Below are 22099 nucleotides of genomic sequence, written 5' to 3' on the forward strand. Positions count from 1 at the left end.
GGGGCCGGTACTGCCGGTATCAGCCTCGCACGCGGGCGTGTGGTCCGGCTGCCGTCACGTCTTCGAGCCGGACCGCAGCTTGCCGAGGTCGTCCTTGACCGTGTCGATCGGGATGGCGAAGCCGAGGCCGACGCTGCCGGACGCGGACTCACCCGTGCCCTGGCCGGACGAACTGGGCGAGTACATCGCCGAGTTGATGCCGATGATGTTGCCGTTCATGTCGATGAGGGCGCCGCCGGAGTTGCCGGGGTTGAGCGAGGCGTCGGTCTGGAGCGCCTTGTACGTGGTCTTCGACGACCCGGTGTCGCCGTTGAACTCCCGCCCGTCGAACTCGAACGGCCAGCCGCCCTGCGGGTCCTGCGGCTGCTCCTGCCCGTCGCCCGTGGAGACGGTGACGTCGCGGTCGAGCGCGGAGATGATGCCGCTGGTGACGGTGCCGGTCAGGCCCTCGGGGGAGCCGATGGCGACGACCTCGTCGCCGACCTTCACGTTCTCGGAGTTGCCGAGGGTCGCGGGCTTGAGCCCGGAGGCGTCCTTCAGCTGGATGAGCGCCAGGTCCTTCTTGCTGTCGGTGCCGACGACCTCGGCGTCGTACGTCTTGCCGTCGTTCGTCCGTACCTTGATCGACGAGGCGCCCGCGATGACGTGGTTGTTGGTGATGATCTCGCCGTCGCTCGTGGTGATCACACCGGATCCCGTCGACTTGCCCTGCCCGGTCGTTGCGCTGATCTCGACGATGCTGGGGCTGACCGCCTCGGCGACTCCGGCGACGGTGCCCTTCTTGCTCGTCGGCACCACGTCCGTGCTGGTGGCGGTGGAGCCGCTGTTCCTGTCGGTGAGCGTCTGCACGCCGTACGCGGTGCCGCCGCCCACCGCCGCCGCCGCGATCGCGACGGCCGCGAGCAGGGCCGCGGGGCCCCTCGCGCGGCGGCGCCGGGCGGGGGCCGGCGCGTGCAGGGGGTCCGGTGCCTGAGGTGCCTCCGGCGCGTGAGCGGGCGGGGGCGGATACGCGCCGTGTGCGTACGCTCCCGGCGTACCGCCGTGGTGCACAGGCGCTGACGACTGCTGCTGGGGGTACTCGCCGCTGGGGCGGAAGGTCTCGGTCATGACACTGAGATTGGCGGCCGTAGATGAGAGCTGCCTGAGTACGTCCTGAGAAGCCCGGCAGAAGTGCGTATGCCCGATATAAAGCCGGGTGCCCGGGTGTCCGGGTGTCCGGGCGCTATCGGCGAGGCGGCGCTACTTGCAGCCGCAGGACTGCCGCACGACCAGCCGCGAGGGGAACAGCTTCAGCCGCTCCCGCCGCGACCCCGCGACCCGCAGGCCGTCGTCCAGGACGAGGTCCACCGCGGCGCGCGCCATCGCGGGCCGGTCCGATGCCACCGTCGTCAGCGGCGGATCCGTGAGACCCGCCTCCTTGACGTCGTCGAAGCCGGCGACGGCCAGCTCGCCCGGCACGTCGATGCGCAGCTCCCGCGCCGCCCGCAGGATACCGATGGCCTGGTCGTCCGTGGAGCAGAAGATCGCGGTGGGCCTGTCGGGCCCGGCGAGCAGCCGCAGGCCGACCTGATAGGCGTCGTAGCGGTTGTACGGCGCTTCGAAGAGCCGGCCCTCCACCGAGCGCCCGGCCTCCCGCATCGCGCGCCGCCAGCCCTCGACGTGGTCGGAGACGGGGTCGCCGACGGTCGGGGTCTCGGCCATGCCGCCGAGGCAGGCGACGAACTCGTGGCCGTGCTCGAGCAGGTGCCGGGTGGCGAGCTGCGCGCCGCCGATGTCGTCCGTGACGACCGCGACGTCGTCGATGGCCTCGGGCCGCTCGTGCAGGAGCACCACGCGGGCGTCCCACGCGTCTATCTCGGCGGCCGCCTGGTCGGTCAGGCCGTGGCTGACGAGGATGAGGCCGGAGACCCGCATGCCGAGGAAGGCGCGGAGATAGTGGGTCTCGCGCTCCTCCACGTAGTCGGAGTTGCCGACGAGGACCATCTTTCCGCGCTCGGACGCGGCCTGTTCGACGGCGTGCGTCATCTCCGCGAAGAAGGGCTGCCGCGCGTCCGGCACGATCATGCCTATGAGGTCGGTGCGCCGCGAGGCCATGGCCTGGGCAACCCTGTCGGGCCGGTACCCCAGCTCCTTGATCGCGGCGAGTACCCGCTCGCGCGTGGCCGGGGCGACCGGCCGGGGTCCGTTGTTGATGACGTAACTGACGACCGCGGTCGAAGTACCCGCAAGTCTTGCCACGTCATCCCGAGTCACCTTGGCCACGCGCGGAGTCTACGCGGATGGAACTACCGCTGGGCAGGGCGTACGGCAGCTTCCTTCGGAGCGGGCGCCGCGGCGGCCCGGGCGGTCCCCCCGCCGTCCTCCCCGGCCCGCGGGGCGGCGGCCTTCGCCTTCTCGCCGTCGGCCGCGCGTTCGACCTTCTCCGGGGTGACGAAGCGGTAGCCGACATTGCGGACCGTGCCGATCAGCGACTCGTGCTCGACGCCGAGCTTCGCCCGAAGGCGCCGCACGTGCACGTCGACCGTCCGCGTGCCGCCGAAGTAGTCGTAGCCCCACACTTCCTGGAGCAGCTGGGCGCGCGTGAAGACCCGCCCCGGGTGCTGGGCCAGGTACTTGAGCAGCTCGAACTCCTTGAAGGTCAGGTCCAGGACCCGGCCCTTCAGCTTCGCGCTGTACGTCGCCTCGTCCACGGAGAGATCGCCGTTGCGGATCTCCATGGGGGAGTCGTCGGAGGTGATCTGCTGGCGGCCCATGGCGAGCCGCAGCCGGGCCTCGACCTCGGCGGGGCCCGCCGTGTCGAGGAGTACGTCGTCGATGCCCCAGTCCGCGGTGACGGCCGCGAGGCCGCCCTCCGTCACGACGAGGACCAGCGGACAGCCGGGCCCCGTGGAGCGCAGGAGCTGGCAGAGGCTGCGCACCTGCGGGAGGTCGCGTCGCCCGTCGACGAGGATGACGTCGGCGCCGGGGGTGTCGACGAGAGCGGGCCCCTCCGCGGGGGCGACGCGCACGTTGTGAAGGAGCAGGCCGAGAGCGGGGAGCACCTCCGTCGACGGCTGGAGGGCATTGGTCAGGAGCAGCAGAGAACTCATCGCCGACCACCTGCCCGGGTCGTCTGACTGTCGTGCACGTTTCGCTCGCCCATAACGTCGGTTCCTCCTCGGTCCCTGCGGAGGGGGTCCCCCCTGCTCCTTTGAGCTTGGGGGCGTTTACGGCACTGCTTCGTACTTTGTTTGTTGCGTGTACCCCCGAGAAGCCCGCGCCCGGGGCTCCGAAAGCACAAAAGGACCCGGGGGCTGCGCTGCCCGGATCCTCTGCCCAGCAGAATAGCCCACATGAGTTCCGGTCCGGCAGGTCAAACCGCGCGATCTTCTGTGCCTCCGGTCACGCGCGATCAGCGTCGCGTTCAGCGGTACGCCACGCTGCGTACACAGGACGCAGTGGCCATCGAGGCCGCCCACGACCCCGGGCCCGACCCCGCGGGAGAGCTCGCGATCGTCGTCGCGCACGGCTTCACGGGCGACCTCTCGCGGCCGCACGTGCGCCGCATCGCGGGCGTCCTGGCCCAGCGTGCGGGCGTGATCACCTTCTCCTTCCGGGGGCACGGGCGCTCCGGCGGGCACTCCACGGTCGGCGACCGCGAGGTGCTCGACCTGGCGGCCGCGGTCGAGTGGGCACGGTCCCTGGGCTACGCGCACGTGGTGACCGTCGGCTTCTCGATGGGCGGCTCGGTCGTGCTGCGGCACGCCGCGTCGCACAGGGGGCGCACGGAGGCGCGGACCGACGCGGTGGTCGCCGTGAGTGCCCCGGCACGTTGGTTCTACCGGGGTACGGCGCCGATGCGGCGGCTGCACTGGGTCGTCACCCGGCCCGCGGGCCGGGTGGTCGGCCGCTTCGGACTGCGGACCCGAATCCACCCGCACGAGTGGGACCCCGTCCCCCTTTCGCCGGTCGAGTCCGTCCCCCTCATCGCCCCGACACCCCTGCTCGTCGTCCACGGCGACCGGGACCCGTACTTCCCGCTCGACCACCCGCGGATGCTCGCCGCGGCCGCCGCCGGCGGGGCCGAGCTGTGGCTGGAAGAAGGCATGGGGCACGCCGAGCACGCGGCGACGGACGGGCTCGTCGCACGGATCGCCTCCTGGGCCACGGCATCATGGACGTCGGCAACCGCCGAGGAGACATCGGCGACCGCCGACTGAAAGGAAGGGGAGCCGCATGGTGAACGGCACCATTCGTTACTGGGCCGCTGCCAAGGCGGCCGCGGGCGTCGCCGAGGAGCCGTACGCGGCGGCGACGCTCGCCGAGGCGCTGGACGCGGCCCGCGAGCGGCATCCCGGCGAACTCGTCCGGGTCCTGCAGCGCTGCTCCTTCCTCGTCGACGGAGACCCCGTCGGGACCCGCGGGCATGAGACCGTACGGCTGGCCGAGGGCGGCACGGTCGAGGTGCTCCCGCCGTTCGCAGGAGGATGAGCGCCATGTCCGATCAGCCCGACGAGAGGTACACGGGGCACCAGGGATACGAGGGGTACGAGGGATACGAGCCGTATCCGCAGCAGCAGTACCCCGGGCAGCAGCAGCAGCAGCACCCGCACCAGCAGCAGCCGTATCCGGAACAGCAGCAGCAGCAGCACCAGCAGCAGCACCAGCCGTATCCGGAGCAGCAGTACTACGCGGAGCCGCAGCAACAGCAGCAGTACGGCCAGCCCCAGCAGCCTCAGCAGTACTACGCCGACCCTCAGCAGCAGTACTACCCGGACCCCCAGCAGCAGTACGGGCAGCAGCCGCAGCCGCCCCAGCAGTACTACGCCGACCCGCAGCAGCAGTACGGCCACGAGCAGCACACCCAGCAGTGGGAGGGCCAGACCTGGGAGACCCAGGTGCAGCCGCCCGTGGCCGCCGTGGACGTGACGGAGACGGCGTACCTGCCCGCACAGGGCGCGGCCCGTGCCGAGGAGCCCGCCCAGGAGCCCGCCGCGGCCCCCGGCCACGGCGCCTCCTACGGCCCCGCCACCACCACGGGCAACCCCCGCGTCACCGATGCCCAGCGCGCCAGGGCCGAGGGCCGTTCGCCGATCATCGAGCCGGGGATGCAGCCCGCCGCGCTGACCGCCGTGCTCGGGCTGCTGCTCGCCGCGGGCGCCGCCGTCGGGCAGTACGCGCTGCTCGTGCCGCTGGTCCTGCTGCAGGCCGTGACCGCCGCCGGGTGGTTCCGGCTCAACGGCATGTGGCCCGCCCGGCAGGGCATCGCGCTCGCCTTCCTCGGCGGCGTCGTCGCGGACGCCGTGCTGCTCGGCGTCGGCAAGGAGCACGGGCCCGCCGCCATCCTCGGCACCCTCGGCGTGGGGGTGCTGCTCGTGCTGGTGCTCCAGCTGCGCAGCCACGCCGGTGCCGACGAGCGGATGTACGGCCTGATGGCCACCGTCGTCTCCGCCGCGCTCGCGATCGTCGCGGCCGGGCACCTCGCGGCCGCCTCCGACGCCGTGACCGTGGGCTGCATCGCCGTCGCCGTCGCGGTCCTCGCCCGCGCGCTGCCGCTGCCCACCCCCGCCTCCGTGGTCGTCGCCCTGCTCGCGGCCGCCGGCGCCGGGATCGCCGTCGGCGGGACCACCGACTACGGCAGCAAGGGCGCGCTGCTCGCCGTCGGCGCCGGGGTGTGCGCGCTGATCGGGCACCGGGTCGCGAGCTACGACTACCCGTCCCGCTTCGTGCACCTGACGGCGGGCGTCGCGCTGCCGCTCGCGGCCGCCGCCCCGGCCGTCTACGTCCTCGGCCGTGCCATCGGCTGACCGGCACACCGATCGTCACAGCTGTTCGACAGGTCCCCGGCCGATCTCTGCGGCCGGGGACCTGTCCTTTAGGCTCGCGGCAACGACAGTCGACGCGGGGGACAAGTGGGGGAACACCGGACATGAGCAAGCGAGCCGTACGCATACTTCTGATAGTCGTCGTGGTCCTCGGGGGTCTCTTCGTGGCCGCGGACCGGCTCGCCGTGAACTTCGCCGAGAACGAGGCGGCGGAGAAGATGCGCACCAGCGAGGGCCTGAGCGAGACGCCCGACGTCTCCATCAAGGGCTTCCCCTTCCTGACCCAGGTCGTCGGCGGAGAGCTCGACGACGTCGAGGTCGGCATCAAGAACTACGACGCGAGGTCCGGCTCCGACGCCATCCGGATCGCCGACCTCACCGCCCACATGAAGGGCGTGAAGTTCTCCGGCGACTACAGCTCGGCGACCGCCGCGAGCGCCACGGGCACCGCCCACGTCTCGTACGACGAGCTCCTGAAGGCCAGCAAGTCCGAGCCCGTCGAGCTGCCGCTCGGCGCCACCGGCAAGGTGATCGGCCTCTCCGACGGCGGCAACGGCAAGATCAAGGTCGAGGTCGAGGTCAGCAAGGGCGGCGCGAAGCTGCCGAAGCCCGTCCACGTGCTCAGCTCGGTCCGCGTCGAGGGCGACACCATCAAGGTGCACGCCGACGAGATCCCGAAGAACCTCGACGTCCTCGGCGTCTCCATCCCGCTCCCCGAGGGCATGGTGCGCGACGTCACCGACTTCGAGCAGAAGATCGACGACCTGCCCGCCGGGATCGAGCTGCAGAAGGTCGAGGCGGCACCGGACGGCGTGGACATGTCCGTGACCGGCTCCCAGGTCCGGCTGGTGGGCTGACCACAGTCCGAGACGGAGGCGTCCGCCCGGCGGATGTGAGAGGGACGACACGGAGCCCGCGGCCCCATCGGGGCGGCCGCGGGCTTCAACCATTCCCACATGGTGGACGATCGTGTCTCAGTATGCGGAGCGCCGGTGACACGGCCGCCCCTCCGTCCCTACGATCGGACCCATGCAACGACAGGCGGACCTCACGAAGCGGCGGGCAGTGGACCTGTGCCGCGTCGCCGCCATGCTCTGTCGCACCTTCTAGCGGGACTTCCGAACTCCCGTTTCCCCCGGCCCGTCGACGCTTTCCGTCAGGGCCCCCGTGCCGTACGCCGCGCCTCCCCGCGCGCCCGTCGTCGTACGCGCACACCCCTCGCAGCACCGCCGCACCGCCGTAACTGCCCCGGAGGAGAAAAGCATGAGCCGCAGCGACGTCCTGGTAGACGCCGACTGGGTCGAGGCCCACATCGACGACCCGAAGGTCGTCATCGTCGAGGTCGACGAGGACACCTCCGCGTACGACAAGAACCACATCAAGAACGCGATCCGCATCGACTGGACCAAGGACCTCCAGGACCCGGTCCGCCGTGACTTCATCGACCAGGAGGGCTTCGAGAAGCTCCTCTCGGCGAAGGGCATCGCGAACGACTCCACCGTCGTCCTCTACGGCGGCAACAACAACTGGTTCGCGTCCTACGCCTTCTGGTACTTCAAGCTCTACGGCCACCAGGACGTGAAGCTCCTCGACGGCGGCCGCAAGAAGTGGGAGCTCGACTCCCGCGACCTGGTCGACGGCTCCGAGGTCCCGCAGCGGCCCGCCACCGACTACAAGGCCAAGCCGCAGGACACCTCGATCCGCGCCTTCCGCGACGACGTCGTGGCGGCCATCGGCTCGCAGAACCTCGTCGACGTGCGCTCGCCCGACGAGTTCAGCGGCAAGCTGCTCGCCCCTGCCCACCTCCCGCAGGAGCAGTCGCAGCGGCCCGGCCACGTGCCGAGCGCCCGCAACATCCCCTGGTCGAAGAACGCCAACGACGACGGCACCTTCAAGTCCGACGACGAGCTCAAGGCCCTCTACGAGAACGAGCAGGTCGACCTCTCCAAGGACACGATCGCCTACTGCCGCATCGGTGAGCGTTCGGCCCTGACCTGGTTCGTCCTGCACGAGCTGCTCGGCCAGACCAACGTCAAGAACTACGACGGCTCCTGGACCGAGTACGGCTCGCTCGTCGGCGTGCCGATCGAGCTCGGCGCCAACAAGTAAGACCCCCGACCTCTCTTCCCCCTCAGGAGTACCCATGTGTGGAGCAAAGGCCGGCGGCCCCGACGCTTCGACGATCAAGCCCGGTGAGACGACGATCCAGGGCCAGGTGACCCGCGACGGCGAGCCCGTCACCGGTTACGTGCGCCTGCTCGACTCGACCGGCGAGTTCACCGCCGAGGTCCCCACCTCGGCCACCGGACAGTTCCGCTTCTACGCCGCCGAGGGCACGTGGACCGTCCGGGCGCTGGTCCCCGGCGGCACGGCGGACCGTACGGTCGTCGCCCGGACGGGCGGTCTCGCGGAGGTCGCGATCGCGGTCTGAGCGCACCACCGCACCGCAGACGGCTGAAGGGCCGCACCCCAGGGGGTTGGACGCCACTGGAACGGGGTGCGGCCCTTCGGCTACGTCATGGCTATGGGGTTGGCTATGGGGACACGGCGTGGCCACGGGGTCACGGCGTGGCTACGGCTGGTGTCTGCGTCTGCCGTCCAGCTCGTCCCACCACTCGTCGGACTTCGCATCGCCGCTCGGGTCGTCCCACCAGCGGTCGTCCGGCCCTCTCCGATTCGCCGTGATCGCGGCCAGCGGCGGAATCACCATCGCCACGACACACATCCCGACGGCGACGGGCACCGACCACAGCCGCACCACGCCCCAGGCCAGGACGAAGAGCCCGACGCAGGTCCCCATCATGGCGAAGTACACATGACGCCTACGCGCGTACATACACCCAGCGTACGTCCCGCGCCCCCTCACAGAGAGGGACGGGCGCCGCCCGACTAGAGTGGGACCGGCTCTGATACCTGCCCCAACCGCTCACCGAGGAGCACCCCGTGCTTGAGGCCTTCTTCTCCGCCCTGCTGGTTCTCGTCTGCGTCGGCGTTCTCGCCTTCATGGGCCTGACCGTGAAGAAGCTGTACCAGGGCCAGCGCTGACCTCCCCGCCCCTCACCGCCACCTCCACAGATCGCCTGAGCTTCCCATGATCGAGATTCCGTCCGACCTGAACCCCGACCTCGTCCCCCTCGCCTTCCTCCTCGGCAACTGGGCCGGCGCGGGCGTCACCGACTTCCCCGGCGCCGAGAAGGCGAATTTCGGCCAGGAGGTCTCCTTCACGCACGACGGTCGGGACTTCATCGAGTACCGGTCGTACACCTGGGTGCTCGACTCCGAGGGCAACAAGGTCAAGCCCCTGGAGACCGAGTCCGGGTTCTGGCGCATCGACAAGGACCGCAAGGTCGAGGTCGTCATGGTCCGCGACGACGGTGTCGTCGAGGTCTGGTACGGCGAGCTGGCCGACAAGAAGCCGCAGATCGACCTGGCCACCGACGCCGTCGCCCGCACCGCGGCCTCGGGTCCCTACACCGGTGGCAAGCGCCTCTACGGCTATGTGAAGGGCGACCTGATGTGGGTCGGCGAGAAGCAGACCCCCGAGGTGCCGCTGCGCCCCTACATGTCGGCCCAGCTGAAGAAGGTCGTCACCCCCGAGGAGGTCGCCGAGATGGCCCGCAACCTCGGTGATCTGCCGGACGACGGCATCGCTTTCTTCAAGTAGACCTAGACTTCTGGTGTGACCAGTACCGACTCCGACTGGAAGAGCGACCTGCGTCAGCGCGGCTACCGGCTGACGCCGCAGCGTCAGCTTGTCCTCGAAGCCGTCGACACCCTTGAACACGCGACCCCCGACGACATCCTCTGCGAAGTGCGGAAGACGGCGTCGGGGGTCAACATTTCCACGGTCTACCGCACCCTGGAGCTCCTGGAGGAGCTGGGCCTGGTCAGCCACGCCCACCTCGGGCACGGCGCGCCGACGTACCACCTGGCGGACCGGCACCACCACATCCACCTCGTCTGCCGGGACTGCACGGACGTCATCGAGGCCGACACCGAGATCGCGGCGGAGTTCACCGCCAAGCTGCGGGACACCTTCGGCTTCGACACCGACCTGAAGCACTTCGCGATCTTCGGCCAGTGCGAGAAGTGCGCGGCGCGGAACAGGGACGCCCAGAAATAAAAACCGTCACCAGCGGGTCGTAGTCTTTGTGAACATGAAGAGCCCCCTGTTGTCCCTGCCCGGCGCCGTCCCCGCCGAGGGCGTGGACGAAGGCGTCGCCGCCCACTACGGCGAACTGTTCCGTGAGCAGCGCGCCCTCGCCGACGGCACCGGTTTCGTCGACCTCTCCCACCGCGGGGTGGTCTCCGTGACCGGCTCCGACCGGCTGAGCTGGCTGCACCTGCTGATCACCCAGCACGTCAGCGAGCTGCCCGCGGGCCAGGCCACCGAAGCGCTGATCCTCTCCGCCAACGGCCACATCGAGCACCACCTCTCCCTCGTCGACGACGGCGAGACCGTCTGGGCGCACGTCGAACCGGGCACGCAGGACGCGCTCATCGCGTACCTGGAGAGCATGAAGTTCTTCTACCGCGTCGAAGTCGCCGACCGCACGGACGAGTTCGCCGTCGTCCACCTGCCCGCCGGCTCCATCGCCCCGGTCCCGGAGGGCGCCGTCGCCCGCGAGACCGCGTACGGCCGCGACCTGTTCCTGCCGCGCGCGGACCTGGAGACGTTCGCCGCCGCCCACGGCCCCGCCGCCGGCCTCCTCGCGTACGAGGCGCTGCGGGTCGAGGCCCACCGGCCGCGCCTCGGCTTCGAGACGGACCACCGCACCATCCCGCACGAGCTCGGCTGGATCGGCTCCGCGGTGCACCTGCAGAAGGGCTGCTACCGCGGCCAGGAGACGGTCGCCCGCGTCCAGAACCTGGGCAAGCCGCCGCGCCGCCTCGTCTTCCTGCACCTGGACGGCAGCGAGGTGCACCTGCCGGTCGCCGGCACGCCGCTGCACCTCGCCAGCGAGGGCGCCGAGGGACGCAAGCTGGGCTTCATCACCACGGCCGTACGCCACCACGAACTGGGACCGATCGCGCTGGGCCTCATCAAGCGCAATGTGCCGCTGGACGCGGGTCTGGTGGCGGGCGACACCGCCGCGGCCCAGGAAGTGGTCGTCGAGCCCTAGGCCCACATTTCTGGTCGAGCCCCGGGCTCACATCTCCAGGAGCACCGTGAACGGGCCGTCGTTCGTCAGGCCCACCCGCATCTGGGCGCCGAAGCGGCCCGTCGCCACCGTCGCCCCCAGGGCGCGGAGCCGCGACACCACCTCGTCGACCAGGGGCTCGGCCACGTCGCCGGGGGCCGCCGCGTTCCACGTGGGGCGGCGGCCCTTACGGGCGTCTCCGTAGAGCGTGAACTGGCTGATGACCAGGAGCGGGGCGCCGGTGTCGCTGCACGACCTCTCGTCGGACAGCATGCGCAGCGTCCAGAGCTTACGGGCGAGCCGGTCCGCCTTCTCCTTGGTGTCGTCGTGCGTGACGCCCACCAGGACGCAGAGGCCCTCGCCGCTGATCTCGCCCACCGTCTCCGGGCCGTCCTCGCCCGCCACGACGACGCTCGCGCCGTCGACCCGCTGCACCACTGCTCGCATGCGGCCATCATGCCGTGCCGGGCGCGGCGCCCGGAACATGCCCCCGATCCCCCCATCTGGGGCCGATTCCGGGCACTCGCTCACATAGCGGCCACTCGGGGTGGCACGATGCTCACACGCGGTGCACCGCGTCGACCGGTCGAGGGGACGGGTAGAGGCAGATGAGCACACCAGGTACCGGGCACTCGCCCGGCCGCATCTCCCTGCGGCGTACGGAGGTTCCGCGGCCACCCGCGCAGCGCACCGGCGGCCGGCTGCTGACCGACGGGACCGGGGGCGACCTCGGCGGGCTGCGCCTGCCGGAGCTCCGCGAACTGCGCAGGGCGGCCCAGCAGGACGAGGCCGACCTCAGCTATGTGCGGCGGCTCCTCCAGGGGCGCATCGACATCCTGCGGGCGGAGATCGCGCGCCGCGGGGAGCCGCACACGCAGGCGCCCGAGCCGGAGGCGACGGTCATGGACCGGCTCGCGGAGATCCTCAGGGACGCCCCGGCCCGCCACCGCTCATCGGCCCGGCACGTCACGCTCGGCACGCCGCACGGCGAGGAGTACCGCCTGCTGGCCACGGAGATGCTCGCCGAGGTCGAGCTCTCCGACCTGGCGGCGCGCACCGACGACGAACTGCACACGGCCATGGGCCGCCTCGTGCGGTACGAACAGCAGGTGTCCCGGCGCCGCCAGCGGCTGCAGCGGACGACGGACGAGTGCAGCGCGGAGATCGCGCGGCGGTACCGGGTGGGAGAGGCGCAGGTCGACGACTTGCTGTCGTGACGATCGCGAGTGTTCCGCCGGGGCCCGGACGCGTCTGAGCCCCGGCCCGTCCGTAGCGGTGGACCGGGGCTCAGCCCCCTTACGGCTGACCGGACTCCCGGCTCCCCTCCGGATGGGAGCCCGGCCCGCCGGGTCTGTGCGGCGCCGGGCGGGTCAGCCCGACTGGGCGAGGAGCAGGACGAGAAGTCCGGCCCCGACGCCGCTGAGCTTCACGTTCTTCGCCTTGATGCCGATGGTCAGCAGGACGAAGGCGACGATGCCGAGCGGTCCGTACTTCCACTGGATGAGCTGCTCGAAACCGAGGGCGAGGGCGGCGACGATGATGGCGATGACGGGCATGACGTTCCCTCCTTCGGGACCGGGGCGGCGAACCCCGATGAGCTGGTGGCCAACCCCGGGAGGGTCTGACCATGTCGCCGAAGTTGGCTACCAACTTCAACTGACTTATCTCCGCTAGGACTCGACTCATAACCACCTTTCCTGCAACTCCCCTAAGATGGCGCGAAGTTGTACTGTTTGGTTGTGAGTACCGAACCTGCCTCCGTCAACGGGCGCAAGCGATCGCAGCGGTCCCACCGCGAGGTCGCCGACGTGCTGCGCGACCGGATCAGGTCCGGGGCGCTGCGGCCGGGACAGCGCATGCCGACCCAGGCCGAGCTGGCCGACGAGTTCGGCGTGGAGCGCGGTGCGGTGCGGGAGGCGCTGCGCATCCTGCACCGTGAGCATCTGCTGTCCAACGTGTCCAAGGGGAGTCCCGCCACGGTCGCGGAGGCCTCCGAGCGTGCCGCAGCCGGACCGGGCGAGACGCGGCCGCAGCCCACGATGGTCGGCCTTGCCCCGCGCATCGCGGCCGCCTTCGACGTGCCGCACGTGGAGATAGACGCGCTCTGTCACACGTCCATCTCGCTCACCATGGCCGTCGGCGAGCCGCTGCGGCAGATCCACGCGGGGCAGCTGAAACCGGCCAAGGTCGACGTCCGGGTGCTGCTGCCGAGCCGCGACATCGACCTCGCCTTCCCCGCGCCGGTCGACGGCGGGGACCACGAGGGCGACCAGGTCCACCGGCGCTGGCTCGACCAGCGCAACGCGCAGGGGCAGGTGCTGCGCCACAACCTCCTGGCGCTGCGCTCCTCGCACGGCATCGACGTGTCGGTGCAGTTCCGCGCGCTGCCGTTCACACCGCCGGTGAAGCTGTACCTGATCAACGGCTCGGAGGCGCTCTTCGCCTACTACACGCTCACCAAGCGGGACGAGGAGATCGGCCAGGAGTCCCTGGAGATGTACGACGCGCAGGGCACGCAGTCGATGCTCTTTCCGTTCAAGGAAGGGGACGGGCTGCGGGACACCACGTTCGTGGAGCAGTCCCACCTGTGGTTCAACGCCCTGTGGAACACGATCAGTCAGGACCTGCAGCTGTCGGCGGGCAGGGCCTAGGGGGCGGGCCGCCGCCCGCCGACCCGGTCAGCTCGCCGGACCCGTCACCAGGAGGGCGAGGACGACGGCGCCGATGGAGCTGCACGTGGGGTTCCGCGCCTTGACGCCGATGGTGAGCAGGAGGAGGCCGACGATGCCCATCGGGCCGTACTTCCACTGCACGAGCTGCTCGACGGTGACGGCGACCACGGCTGCGAGGAGGGCTATGGCGGGCATGGTGGTTCCTCCTTCTGCCATCTTGGACGAGTTGGCAACCAACTCTGCCTAGGTTGTCCCCACTTGGCGTAAGCCCATAAACAACTTCCCATCAACTCCCCAAAGATGGCGGTCAGTTGTATCGTCTGGTCGTGACCCAGGAGAACGTTGCAGTGAACGGCAGCAGAAGACTCACGCCCCAGGACATCGCCGACACCCTCCGCGACCGCATCCGGGCGGGCGAACTCAAAGCGGGAGAACGCCTGCCGACCCAGGCCGAACTGGCCTGCGAGTTCGGCGTCGAACGCGGCACCGTACGCCAGGCGATGAAGCTCCTCCAGGGCGAGGGCCTGCTCTCCAACGTCAGCAAGGGAAGCCCACCGAGGGTGGCGGACGCGGGGCCGGCCCCTGCGAGCAGGGACCCACAGCCGTCGATGGTGGCGTTGGCGCCGCGGTTGGCGGAGGCGTTCGCAGGGCCCCACGTCCGGATAGACGTGGTCTCCTACACCGCCGAGACACTGATGGTCGCCATCGGCGAGCCGCTCCGCCTGATCCACGAGGGCCGCATCCGGCCGGAGTCGATCGACGTACGCATCCTGCTGCCGAGCAGCGACATCGAGCTGGCCTTCCCGGTGCCCATCGACACCGACGCGGAGCACCGGCAGCGGCTGCACCAGCGCTGGCTCGCCCAGCGCAACGCCCAGGGCCAGGTGCTGCGGCACAACCTCCTCTCCCTGCGCTCCTCGCACGGCATCGACGTCCATGTGACGTTCCGGGCGCTGCCCTTCACCCCGCCGGTCAAGATCTATTTGTTGAACGCGACCGAGGCGCTGTTCGCCTTCTACTCGCCCCACCAGCAGTCACTGGAGCTGGACGCGGCCGACGGCGACGAGAGCGAGGTGGTGGACCTCTACGACGTGGGCGGCGTCAAGGCGCCCGTCTTCTCCTTCGAGAAGGCCGTGGCGGCCTCGCGCGACGCGATGTTCGTCGAAGAGTCGCAGAAGTGGTTCGACGCACTCTGGGCAACCATCACCTCGGACCTGACACTCTCTTAGGTGACTCCTGACTCGACGCAACCCGACGCGACCTGGTCCGAGACGGTCAATGACGAGATCGGCATGCTCCGCATCCTGACCGGCCCCGTCCGCTTCGTGCTCTTCGACTTCGACGGACCCATCTGCCGCCTCTTCGCCGGCCACTCGGCCGAGCAGGTGGCGAAGGACCTGGTCCAGTGGCTGGAGGAGAGAGGGCTGCACGGCCTCCTCACCGACGAGGAGCGGCAGCTGGCCGATCCGTACGACGTACTGCGCGCCGTGGACCGGCGGCACCCAGAGAGCGACCTGGTCGACGAGCTGGAGAAGTGGCTGACCCGGCAGGAGCTGAACGCCGTGGCGTCCGCCTGGCCCACCGCGCACGCCGACCGGCTGATCCGCACCTGGTCGGCGGTCGGCGCCCGGCTGGCCGTGACGACGAACAACTCGCCCCGCGCGGTGGAGCGTTACCTCGACTCGCGAGGGCTCCTGGGGTGCTTCCTCCCGCACATCTACGGCCGCACCCGCGACCTCCGGCTGCTCAAGCCCGACCCGCACTGCGTGAACCGCGCCCTGCGCGCCATGGGGGCGGACCCGGCCGCCACCCTCATGATCGGCGACGCGCCGTCCGACTGCGTGGCGGCACGGCGGGCGGGCGTCCGCTTCCTCGGCTTCGCCCGCAACGCACGCAAGGCGGGGCTGCTGCGCGAGGCCGGCGCGGAACACCTGGTCGAGTCCCTCGAACTGCTCTCCAGAGTGGTGTTCGACATGGGCGACACGAAGGCGCAGTAAAGCGGCAGGCTGAGCGAACGGTCGCCACGCCGGTGTCCACTATGTGGCAAGTGGCAGGAACGGTTCCGTGCAGGGGATACCCTCTGCGCTCATGCCGTCACCTCCGCCTCGCACTCCCCATGAGGCGCCGAAGAGCGGTCGCCGCGAGTCGTGGATCCGACGCCTCGCCGACGCGCACCGGGAACACCCGGACCGCCAGGTCGTGGCCGGTCACCACAACATCAACTACGTCGTGCCGCTCGGCTGGCGCCTCGCCCTGCTGCTGCGCACGATGCCCTTCCGGGCCCGGGTCAAGTGCCGGATGCCGCGCGACACCGTGGAGGTCGTGCCGCGCATCTGGCCGAGCGAACCGGAGCTCCTCGCGGTGGTGAGCCGGCACCTCAAGGAAGTGCCCAGCTGCCTGCGGGACTTCGGTGACTGGTCGCTGCACTCCTACCGGCCCGGGCGCGCGCTCTCCGAAGTGCAGCCGGAGGGACCCGTCGGGGAGCCGATGATGCGTTCCTTCGCCGAGTTCTTCGCCCGGACGGCGACCGTGCCGGACGAGGAACTGCCACCGAGGCCGCCCGGCTGGCCGGAGTCCGGGCAGAGCCAGGAGTTCCTCCACTGGCTGATCGGCTTCACCGAGGACCGGGTGCACGGCCCCAACCGCCGGCGGTTCGACGGCCTCTTCGCGGCCGTGGGCGTCCGCCCCGACGCCATGGCCGCCTTCCGCGACGACCCGGCCCGCCCACGCCTGACCTCGCGCCCCTTCTGCCTCCTGCACACCGACGTGCACCGCGCCAACGTCGTCGTCGACCGCAAGCAACTCGCCGTCATCGACTGGGAACTGGCCATGTACGGCGACCCGCTGCACGACCTCGCGACTCATCTCGTACGCATGGAGTACGACAAGGACGAGCAGAGCCGGATGACGGAACTGTGGGCCGACGCGATGGAGCGTGCGGGCCACACCGACATGACGGCGGGCATGGCCACCGACCTGCCCGTCTACCTGGACTTCGAGTACGCCCAGTCCGTCTTCCCCGACATCATGCGGGCCGCCCTCGACCTGACCGAGCTGCCGTCCGAGCCGGACGACGCCGACTTCGCGGCCGCGGCCGTACGGGTCTGCCGGGCTCTGCGGCGAGCGGCCGAACCGCTGAAGCTGGCCGACGTGCCCGACGAGGCCGTGGCCGGACAGGCGCTGCGCGACTGGTACGCGGGGCCGCTCGGGCGTGCTCTTCCTGACCGGCCCGGGCCCGGGCACCATGGGCTTCTCCTGTAGAGCACCGTTCAATTCCCGTGACACAAGGGGGACGTGGTGGCCGCGAGGGGTCTTCGTGCGGGGCGTGAGCGGTTCGGGGAACGGTGGGCGGACGCCGAGAGCGTCGTGACCAAGGCGCTGCTGCTCGGCGTCTTCCTCCTCGGCCTGGTCGCCCAGTTCGTCCAGCCGGTGGGGGACGCGCTGGAGGGAAAGACCTATCTGGGCGGCGCGATCCTCAGCCTGGTGGGCTACGTGCTCTACGCCGAGGTGCGGGAGCTGAACCGCAGGATGCTCCCCGAGTCCGGGTCGGAGATACGGACGTCCGACCTGCGCGAGCACATCGAGCGGGTGCTGGCGAACAGAAGGGCCAGGCGGATCCGCATAGACGCCATCGGCTACACAGGAGAGACCGTCCAGTCCCCGGTCAGCCGCAGCCTCGAAGCCCTGGAGGAGGGCGCGCGTCGCGAGGTGCGGGTTCGCATACTCGTGCCGGACTTCACCGTGCCGATGGCGATCCCCGGGACACTGGACGCGGAGGGCAAGGCCGTGGACGACCCGGCGTACCGGGCGTATCAGCTGGACAAGGTCCGGTGGAACGTGCGGGAGTTCGGGGTCGCCGCCCGCAGCCTGCGGGAGTCGCGCCGGGCCGAGATGGACGTGCAGTTCCGCGTCCTGTGCATCACGCCACTGCTGAAGTTCTGCCTGATCAACGGCGACGAGCTGTTCGACGGCATCTACGACAAGGTCGTGCAGGAGTCGGCGCCCGTGCCCCCGGAGCGGCAGATCCTGGATCTCAAGGGCTATCAGGCCGTCCTGACCCACTGGCGCGCCGGGTCGGGAGCCGCGGGCCGCGAGAAGGTCGCGCAGCGGCAGGACCTCTTCGACACGCTGTGGCGGCTCGCCTCACCGCTGCCCGGCGCTCACGCGTAACGCGTGACGCCCGTGCGGAGTTGTTCGAACGCGCCGTGCGCGGCGGTGACCGCGGACGGGTGGACGGTGGTCGCGGGCTCGCCCGCCGCGATGCGGTGCCAGTTCTCCTCGGCGAGGATCCGCTGGACGGTGATGATCTGGCCGGCGGCGAGGCGGGCCTCCAAGGGGCTGCCGCCGTGGGCGGTGCGGAGGGCGGTGGCGAGGGCCTGTTCGGAGCGGTTCTGGTAGCCGTGGAGGCGGGCCACCAGGGCGGGGGTGCCGTAGAGGAGGCGGTGGAAGGCCAGGACGGCGGGGGCGTCGCAGAGGCCGGTGACCGGGTCGTGGCGCTCCAGGCCGTCGAGGAAGTGGCGGTGCAGGGCGTCGAGCGCCGTGGCGTCGCCGCGGGCGGTGACGACGCGGGCCGCCTCGTCCTCGTGGTCGGCGAAGCGGTGCAGGACCAGGTCCTCCTTCGAGGCGAAGTAGCGGAACAGCGTCGGCTTGGAGACCTCCGCCGCCTCCGCGACCTCCGCGACGGAGACCTTCTCGAAGCCCCGCTCAAGGAAGAGGGCGATCGCCGTCTCGGAGATCGCCTCGTACCTGCGTCGCTTCTTGCGCTCGCGCAGGCCCGTGGGGCCGGGCCGGTCGGTCTGCGTGCTGTCGCTGGGAGTGTCGCTGGGCATGAGGAGGAGTCTAGCCGGAGTGAGATGCGGTTAGAAATGTGACTCGGTTACGTTTTTCATTACTCTGGTGGGCATGACGTTCACACCACCCGATGCCCTCGCACAGGAACGCAGCTACCACGACGCCTGCCGCGCCGCCCTCGCCGGCATGGTCGAAGGCGCCGAGGAACAAGTGACCGGAGGAGCGGACGTCTCCGCGTCCGGGGCCGACGCCGAAGTGCTCGGCTACCAGTTCCGCAGCCACGCCAAAGCCATGCGGGAGCTCCCCGAAGCGCCGCTGTTCTTCGGGCGCCTCGACTTCGGCACGGACGCCGACGCCGGTGAGCACCGCGGGCAGAGCTACCACATCGGGCGGCTCCGCATCACCGAGCACCCCTCCGCCCCGCCCCTCGTCGTCGACTGGCGCGCCCCGGTCTCCCGCGCCTTCTACCAAGCCGGGGTGCAGGATCCGCAGGGCGTCGCCGTCCGCCGCCGGTTCGGCTGGGCCCCCGGCAGCAAGGGCGACTCCGCCGACCTCACCGGCATGGAGGACGAGCACCTGGGGGAGGGGGAGAGCGGGAGCAGGGAAGGCAGCCGCATTCTCGCCGGGGAGATCGAGCGGCCCCGCGTCGGACCCATGCGCGACATCGCCGCCACCATCCAGCCCGAACAGGACGACCTCGTACGCGGTGACCTCGCCGCATCCGTCTGCGTGCAGGGAGCCCCCGGCACGGGAAAGACCGCCGTCGGACTGCACCGCGCCGCCTACCTGCTCTACACCCACCCCCAGCGCGTCCAGCGCTCCGGTCTCCTCATCCTCGGGCCCAACCGAACCTTCCTGCGCTACATCGCCGAGGTGCTGCCCTCCCTCGGCGAGGCCGGCGTACGGCAGTCCACCGTCCAGGACGAGGTCGCGCGCCACCCCGTGCGCGCCCACGACGACCCGGCCGCCACCCTCGTGAAGCACGACGCCCGGATGGCCGAGGTGCTGCGCCGCGCGCTGTACTCCCGCGTCGCGCCGCCCGCGGAGCCCCTGGCGGTGCCGGACGGCTCGTACCGCTGGCGAGTCCCGCTCGGCGAGTTGGAACGGATCATCGAGGACGTGCGGGGCGAGGAGCCGCCGTACGCGGTCGGGCGCGAGCGCGTGCGGAGCCGGGTCGTCCGGGCCGTTCAGGAGCAGGCCGAGCGCCGGGCAGGACCGCGGAACAACACCTGGGTGCAGCGGATCGGCCGGTCCCGGCCCGTCAGCGCCTTCGTGGACGGCGCCTGGCCGAGGGCGCGGGCCGACGAGGTGCTCGCCGGCCTCCTCGGCGACGCGGACGCGCTCGCCGCCGCGGCCGACGGCGTCCTCGACGCAGCGGAGCAGCGGGCGATCCTGTGGGCCCGGCCCCCGCGCTCGTACAAGTCCGCGAAATGGAGCGCGGCCGATCTGATCCTGCTGGATGAGATCGAGGGGCTGCTCGAACGGCCCGCGGGGTACGGGCACATCGTCGTCGACGAGGCGCAGGACCTGTCGCCCATGGAGTGCCGGGCCATAGCGCGCCGCGCCGGCTTCGGCTCGCTGACCGTCCTCGGCGACCTCGCGCAGGCCACCGCACCGTGGGCGGCCCGCGGCTGGCCCGAACTCCTCGCCCACCTGGGCAAGCCGGACGCCGCGGTGACGCCGCTGACCACCGGATTCCGGGTGCCGCGCGCCGTCGTCGGACTCGCCAACGAGCTGCTCGGGCTGCTCGACGTGGACGTACCGCCCGCCCGGTCGCTGCGCGCCGACGGGGAGCTGCGGGTGCGGGAGGTGCCGACGGCGGCGGAGGTGGAGGCCGGCGTCGTCGACGCGGTGCGGGACGCGCTCGGGCGGGAGGGGTCCATCGGCGTCATCGCCGCCGACCGGCGCGTCGAGCGGGTGCGTGCCGCCCTGGGCGCCGCGGGGATCGGCAGCGCGGGCCCCGACGAGCTGGGCGCGCGGGTGACCGTGCTGCCCGCATCGGTCGCCAAGGGACTGGAGTACGACCACGTCGTCGCCGTCGAGCCCGCGGACATCGCGGAGGCCGAACCGCGCGGCCTGCACCGGCTGTACGTCGTCCTGACCCGCGCGGTCTCCCGCCTCGACGTCCTGCACAGCAGGCCGCTGCCCTGGCAGTCCTGGGAGGCACAGCCCACGAAAGGATGAGCGGTCAGCGGTCGAGGACCGCCTCCATGACCGCCTTCGCGATCGGCGCCCCCAGCTTGCCGCCCGCGATCTCCGAGCGCGGGATGTCCATGTTGGACGGGTCGACGAACACGGCGACGGCGACGGGGGACTCGCCCTCGCTGTTCTTGGCGTAGGAGACGAACCACGCGTACGGGCGCTCGTCGTTGACGTCCGCGCCGTGCTGGGCCGTGCCGGTCTTGCCGCCGACCGTGACGCCGTCGATCCGCGCCTTGTTCGCGGTGCCGTTCTCGACGGTGTTCTCCATCATCTCCTGCACCGTCTTCGCGGTCTCCTCGGAGACCGCCTGGTTCAGCGGGTCGGGCGACGCCTTCTCGATCGTCGACAGGTCGGGGCCGCGCAACTCCTCGACGAGGTAGGGCTTCATGACCTCGCCGTCGTTGGCGAGGCCCGCCGTGACCATCGCCATCTGCAGCGGGGTGCTGGTCAGGCTGCCCTGCCCCATCCCGGTCAGCGCGGTCTGCGGCTTGTCGAGCTTCTCCGGATGGCTGCTGGCCACCGCGCGCACGGGAATGAACTGCTCTTCGTTGAACCCGAACTGCTCCGCCGTCTCCCGCATCCTGTCCTTGCCGACCTTGAGCGCGATGTCGAGGAACACGTTGTTGCAGGACCACTGCATGCCGGTCTTCATCGACACCTTGTCGCAGTTGGCGTCGGGCACGTCGTTGCCGATGCGGGTGGAGCTGAGGGGGAGTTTGTACGGGGTCTCGGCGTCGGTCGGCTCGTCGATGTCCGTCACCACGCCGTGTTCGAGGGCGGCGGCCGCGGTGAGGATCTTGAAGGTGGAGCCCGGCGGGTAGATCTCGCGCAGCGCGCGGTTGCTCAGCGGCTTGTCCGGGCGCTTCTCCAGCTCCTTGAACTTCTTGCCCTCCTCGGCGGAGATGCCCGCGAACACCGACGGGTCGTACGACGGGGTGCTCGCCATCGCGAGCACCTTGCCGGTGCGGGGGTCGAGGGCGACCACCGCCCCCTTCGCGTTCAGGCTCACCAGACCTTCGTAGGCGGCCCTCTGCGCCTCGGGGTCGATGGTCGTGACGACGTCGCCGCCCTGCTGCTTCTTGCCGGTCAGCATGTCGAGGGTGCGCTTGATGAAGAGCCGGTCGTCGTTGCCGCTGAGGATGCCGTTGTGGACGCCCTCCAGGAAGGTGCCGCCCTGCGCCTGCGAGAAGTAGCCCGTCACCGGCGCGTACATCGGACCCTCCTTGAAGGTCCGCTTGTACGCGAAGTCGGTGCCCGACGTCTTCTTGGAACCGGTGATGGACTTGCCGCCGACGATGATGTCGCCGCGGGGGTGGGAGAACGCCTCGATCTGCACGCGGCGGTTCTTGTCGTGGTTGGCCAGCTCGTCGTTCTCCGCGAACTGCACCCAGGTCGCCCGCAGCAGCAGCGCCAGCGTGAGAATCCCGCAGAAGACGGCTATGTGCCGCAGCGGACGGTTCATGGGTGGCTCCCCCCGGTGCCGGTGACC

Annotated in this window: 26 protein-coding genes; 17 read left to right on the top strand and 9 right to left on the bottom strand. The window is 70.8% G+C overall.

What is annotated here, in order from left to right; genetic code table 11:
* Window positions 1-54: 54 nt before the first annotated feature.
* From ACH4D5_RS16520 to ACH4D5_RS16530, 3 genes are all read right to left on the bottom strand, one after another.
* Window positions 55-1107, bottom strand: a complete 1053-nt coding sequence (locus tag ACH4D5_RS16520) for a S1C family serine protease (RefSeq protein WP_398302763.1) — start codon at window positions 1105-1107, stop codon at window positions 55-57.
* 132 nt (window positions 1108-1239) lie between these two features.
* A complete protein-coding gene (locus tag ACH4D5_RS16525) occupies window positions 1240-2262 on the bottom strand; it encodes a LacI family DNA-binding transcriptional regulator (protein WP_398302765.1) in 1023 nt (340 codons plus the stop codon).
* Between the two features lie 23 nt (window positions 2263-2285).
* Entirely contained in the window at window positions 2286-3089 is an 804-nt protein-coding gene (locus ACH4D5_RS16530; protein ID WP_398302767.1) for a response regulator transcription factor, read from the bottom strand.
* A 243-nt stretch (window positions 3090-3332) separates the two neighbouring features.
* Between ACH4D5_RS16530 and ACH4D5_RS16535 the strand changes: the two genes are divergently transcribed.
* The 7 genes from ACH4D5_RS16535 (at window position 3333) to ACH4D5_RS16565 (ending at window position 8235) form a co-directional block, all read left to right on the top strand.
* Entirely contained in the window at window positions 3333-4199 is an 867-nt protein-coding gene (locus tag ACH4D5_RS16535; RefSeq protein ID WP_398302769.1) for an alpha/beta hydrolase, read from the top strand.
* 16 nt (window positions 4200-4215) lie between these two features.
* Window positions 4216-4470, top strand: coding sequence for a MoaD/ThiS family protein (locus tag ACH4D5_RS16540; RefSeq protein ID WP_398302771.1), 255 nt, complete (start codon window positions 4216-4218; stop codon window positions 4468-4470).
* Between the two features lie 5 nt (window positions 4471-4475).
* Window positions 4476-5786 (top strand): hypothetical protein, encoded by a 1311-nt coding sequence (locus ACH4D5_RS16545; RefSeq protein WP_398302773.1) that lies wholly within the window; start codon window positions 4476-4478, stop codon window positions 5784-5786.
* Between the two features lie 122 nt (window positions 5787-5908).
* Window positions 5909-6661 carry a DUF2993 domain-containing protein gene (locus ACH4D5_RS16550; RefSeq protein WP_398302775.1) on the top strand — a complete coding sequence of 251 codons (753 nt, stop codon included), beginning with the start codon at window positions 5909-5911 and terminating at the stop codon, window positions 6659-6661.
* 172 nt (window positions 6662-6833) lie between these two features.
* Window positions 6834-6914, top strand: coding sequence for a putative leader peptide (locus ACH4D5_RS16555; RefSeq protein ID WP_351007875.1), 81 nt, complete (start codon window positions 6834-6836; stop codon window positions 6912-6914).
* Between the two features lie 153 nt (window positions 6915-7067).
* Window positions 7068-7913 carry a sulfurtransferase gene (locus ACH4D5_RS16560; protein WP_398302776.1) on the top strand — a complete coding sequence of 282 codons (846 nt, stop codon included), beginning with the start codon at window positions 7068-7070 and terminating at the stop codon, window positions 7911-7913.
* 34 nt (window positions 7914-7947) lie between these two features.
* A complete protein-coding gene (locus tag ACH4D5_RS16565; RefSeq protein ID WP_018527919.1) occupies window positions 7948-8235 on the top strand; it encodes a DUF1416 domain-containing protein in 288 nt (95 codons plus the stop codon).
* A gap of 141 nt (window positions 8236-8376) precedes the next feature.
* On the opposite strand, the gene ACH4D5_RS16570 is transcribed toward ACH4D5_RS16565, so the two are convergent.
* Complete coding sequence (locus ACH4D5_RS16570; RefSeq protein ID WP_398302778.1) at window positions 8377-8640, bottom strand: DUF3099 domain-containing protein; 264 nt, start codon at window positions 8638-8640, stop codon at window positions 8377-8379.
* 255 nt (window positions 8641-8895) lie between these two features.
* Between ACH4D5_RS16570 and ACH4D5_RS16575 the strand changes: the two genes are divergently transcribed.
* The 3 genes from ACH4D5_RS16575 to ACH4D5_RS16585 are packed head-to-tail and all read left to right on the top strand — an operon-like array spanning window position 8896 to window position 10927.
* Window positions 8896-9468, top strand: coding sequence for an FABP family protein (locus ACH4D5_RS16575; protein WP_398302779.1), 573 nt, complete (start codon window positions 8896-8898; stop codon window positions 9466-9468).
* Window positions 9469-9483: 15 nt separating this feature from the next.
* Window positions 9484-9927: a Fur family transcriptional regulator gene (locus ACH4D5_RS16580; RefSeq protein WP_398302781.1), complete on the top strand. Its 444-nt coding sequence runs from the start codon at window positions 9484-9486 to the stop codon at window positions 9925-9927.
* A gap of 34 nt (window positions 9928-9961) precedes the next feature.
* Window positions 9962-10927, top strand: coding sequence for a YgfZ/GcvT domain-containing protein (locus ACH4D5_RS16585; RefSeq protein ID WP_398302783.1), 966 nt, complete (start codon window positions 9962-9964; stop codon window positions 10925-10927).
* 27 nt (window positions 10928-10954) lie between these two features.
* Here the strand turns inward: ACH4D5_RS16585 and dtd are convergent, their stop codons facing one another.
* Entirely contained in the window at window positions 10955-11392 is a 438-nt protein-coding gene (gene dtd / locus ACH4D5_RS16590; RefSeq protein ID WP_398302785.1) for a D-aminoacyl-tRNA deacylase, read from the bottom strand.
* A 161-nt stretch (window positions 11393-11553) separates the two neighbouring features.
* On the opposite strand from dtd, the gene ACH4D5_RS16595 reads away from it, so the two are divergent.
* Window positions 11554-12162 (top strand): ABC transporter substrate-binding protein, encoded by a 609-nt coding sequence (locus ACH4D5_RS16595; RefSeq protein WP_398302787.1) that lies wholly within the window; start codon window positions 11554-11556, stop codon window positions 12160-12162.
* Window positions 12163-12315: 153 nt separating this feature from the next.
* Here ACH4D5_RS16595 and ACH4D5_RS16600 read toward each other — a convergent pair whose 3' ends face one another.
* Entirely contained in the window at window positions 12316-12501 is a 186-nt protein-coding gene (locus tag ACH4D5_RS16600; RefSeq protein WP_398302789.1) for a hypothetical protein, read from the bottom strand.
* 183 nt (window positions 12502-12684) lie between these two features.
* Between ACH4D5_RS16600 and ACH4D5_RS16605 the strand changes: the two genes are divergently transcribed.
* Complete coding sequence (locus ACH4D5_RS16605) at window positions 12685-13596, top strand: FadR/GntR family transcriptional regulator (RefSeq protein ID WP_398302791.1); 912 nt, start codon at window positions 12685-12687, stop codon at window positions 13594-13596.
* 27 nt (window positions 13597-13623) lie between these two features.
* Here ACH4D5_RS16605 and ACH4D5_RS16610 read toward each other — a convergent pair whose 3' ends face one another.
* On the bottom strand, window positions 13624-13812 hold the full coding sequence (locus tag ACH4D5_RS16610; RefSeq protein ID WP_362993873.1) for a hypothetical protein: 189 nt from the start codon (window positions 13810-13812) through the stop codon (window positions 13624-13626).
* A 125-nt stretch (window positions 13813-13937) separates the two neighbouring features.
* On the opposite strand from ACH4D5_RS16610, the gene ACH4D5_RS16615 reads away from it, so the two are divergent.
* From ACH4D5_RS16615 to ACH4D5_RS16630, 4 genes are all read left to right on the top strand, one after another.
* Window positions 13938-14846, top strand: coding sequence for a winged helix-turn-helix domain-containing protein (locus ACH4D5_RS16615; protein WP_398303722.1), 909 nt, complete (start codon window positions 13938-13940; stop codon window positions 14844-14846).
* A 63-nt stretch (window positions 14847-14909) separates the two neighbouring features.
* Window positions 14910-15614 (top strand): HAD family hydrolase, encoded by a 705-nt coding sequence (locus ACH4D5_RS16620; RefSeq protein ID WP_398303724.1) that lies wholly within the window; start codon window positions 14910-14912, stop codon window positions 15612-15614.
* 91 nt (window positions 15615-15705) lie between these two features.
* Complete coding sequence (locus ACH4D5_RS16625) at window positions 15706-16878, top strand: phosphotransferase family protein (RefSeq protein WP_398302793.1); 1173 nt, start codon at window positions 15706-15708, stop codon at window positions 16876-16878.
* A gap of 36 nt (window positions 16879-16914) precedes the next feature.
* A complete protein-coding gene (locus ACH4D5_RS16630; protein ID WP_398302795.1) occupies window positions 16915-17787 on the top strand; it encodes a hypothetical protein in 873 nt (290 codons plus the stop codon).
* Here the strand turns inward: ACH4D5_RS16630 and ACH4D5_RS16635 are convergent.
* Complete coding sequence (locus ACH4D5_RS16635) at window positions 17778-18446, bottom strand: TetR/AcrR family transcriptional regulator (RefSeq protein ID WP_398302797.1); 669 nt, start codon at window positions 18444-18446, stop codon at window positions 17778-17780. The genes ACH4D5_RS16630 and ACH4D5_RS16635 overlap by 10 nt on opposite strands.
* A gap of 73 nt (window positions 18447-18519) precedes the next feature.
* Between ACH4D5_RS16635 and ACH4D5_RS16640 the strand changes: the two genes are divergently transcribed.
* A complete protein-coding gene (locus tag ACH4D5_RS16640) occupies window positions 18520-20592 on the top strand; it encodes a HelD family protein (RefSeq protein ID WP_398302799.1) in 2073 nt (690 codons plus the stop codon).
* Window positions 20593-20596: 4 nt separating this feature from the next.
* On the opposite strand, the gene ACH4D5_RS16645 is transcribed toward ACH4D5_RS16640, so the two are convergent.
* Window positions 20597-22072 (bottom strand): peptidoglycan D,D-transpeptidase FtsI family protein, encoded by a 1476-nt coding sequence (locus tag ACH4D5_RS16645; protein WP_398302801.1) that lies wholly within the window; start codon window positions 22070-22072, stop codon window positions 20597-20599.
* Between the last annotated feature and the right edge of the window lie 27 nt (window positions 22073-22099).

Origin of the sequence: Streptomyces sp. NPDC018029 (assembly GCF_044327655.1) — a bacterium.
Taxonomy (GTDB): domain Bacteria; phylum Actinomycetota; class Actinomycetes; order Streptomycetales; family Streptomycetaceae; genus Streptomyces.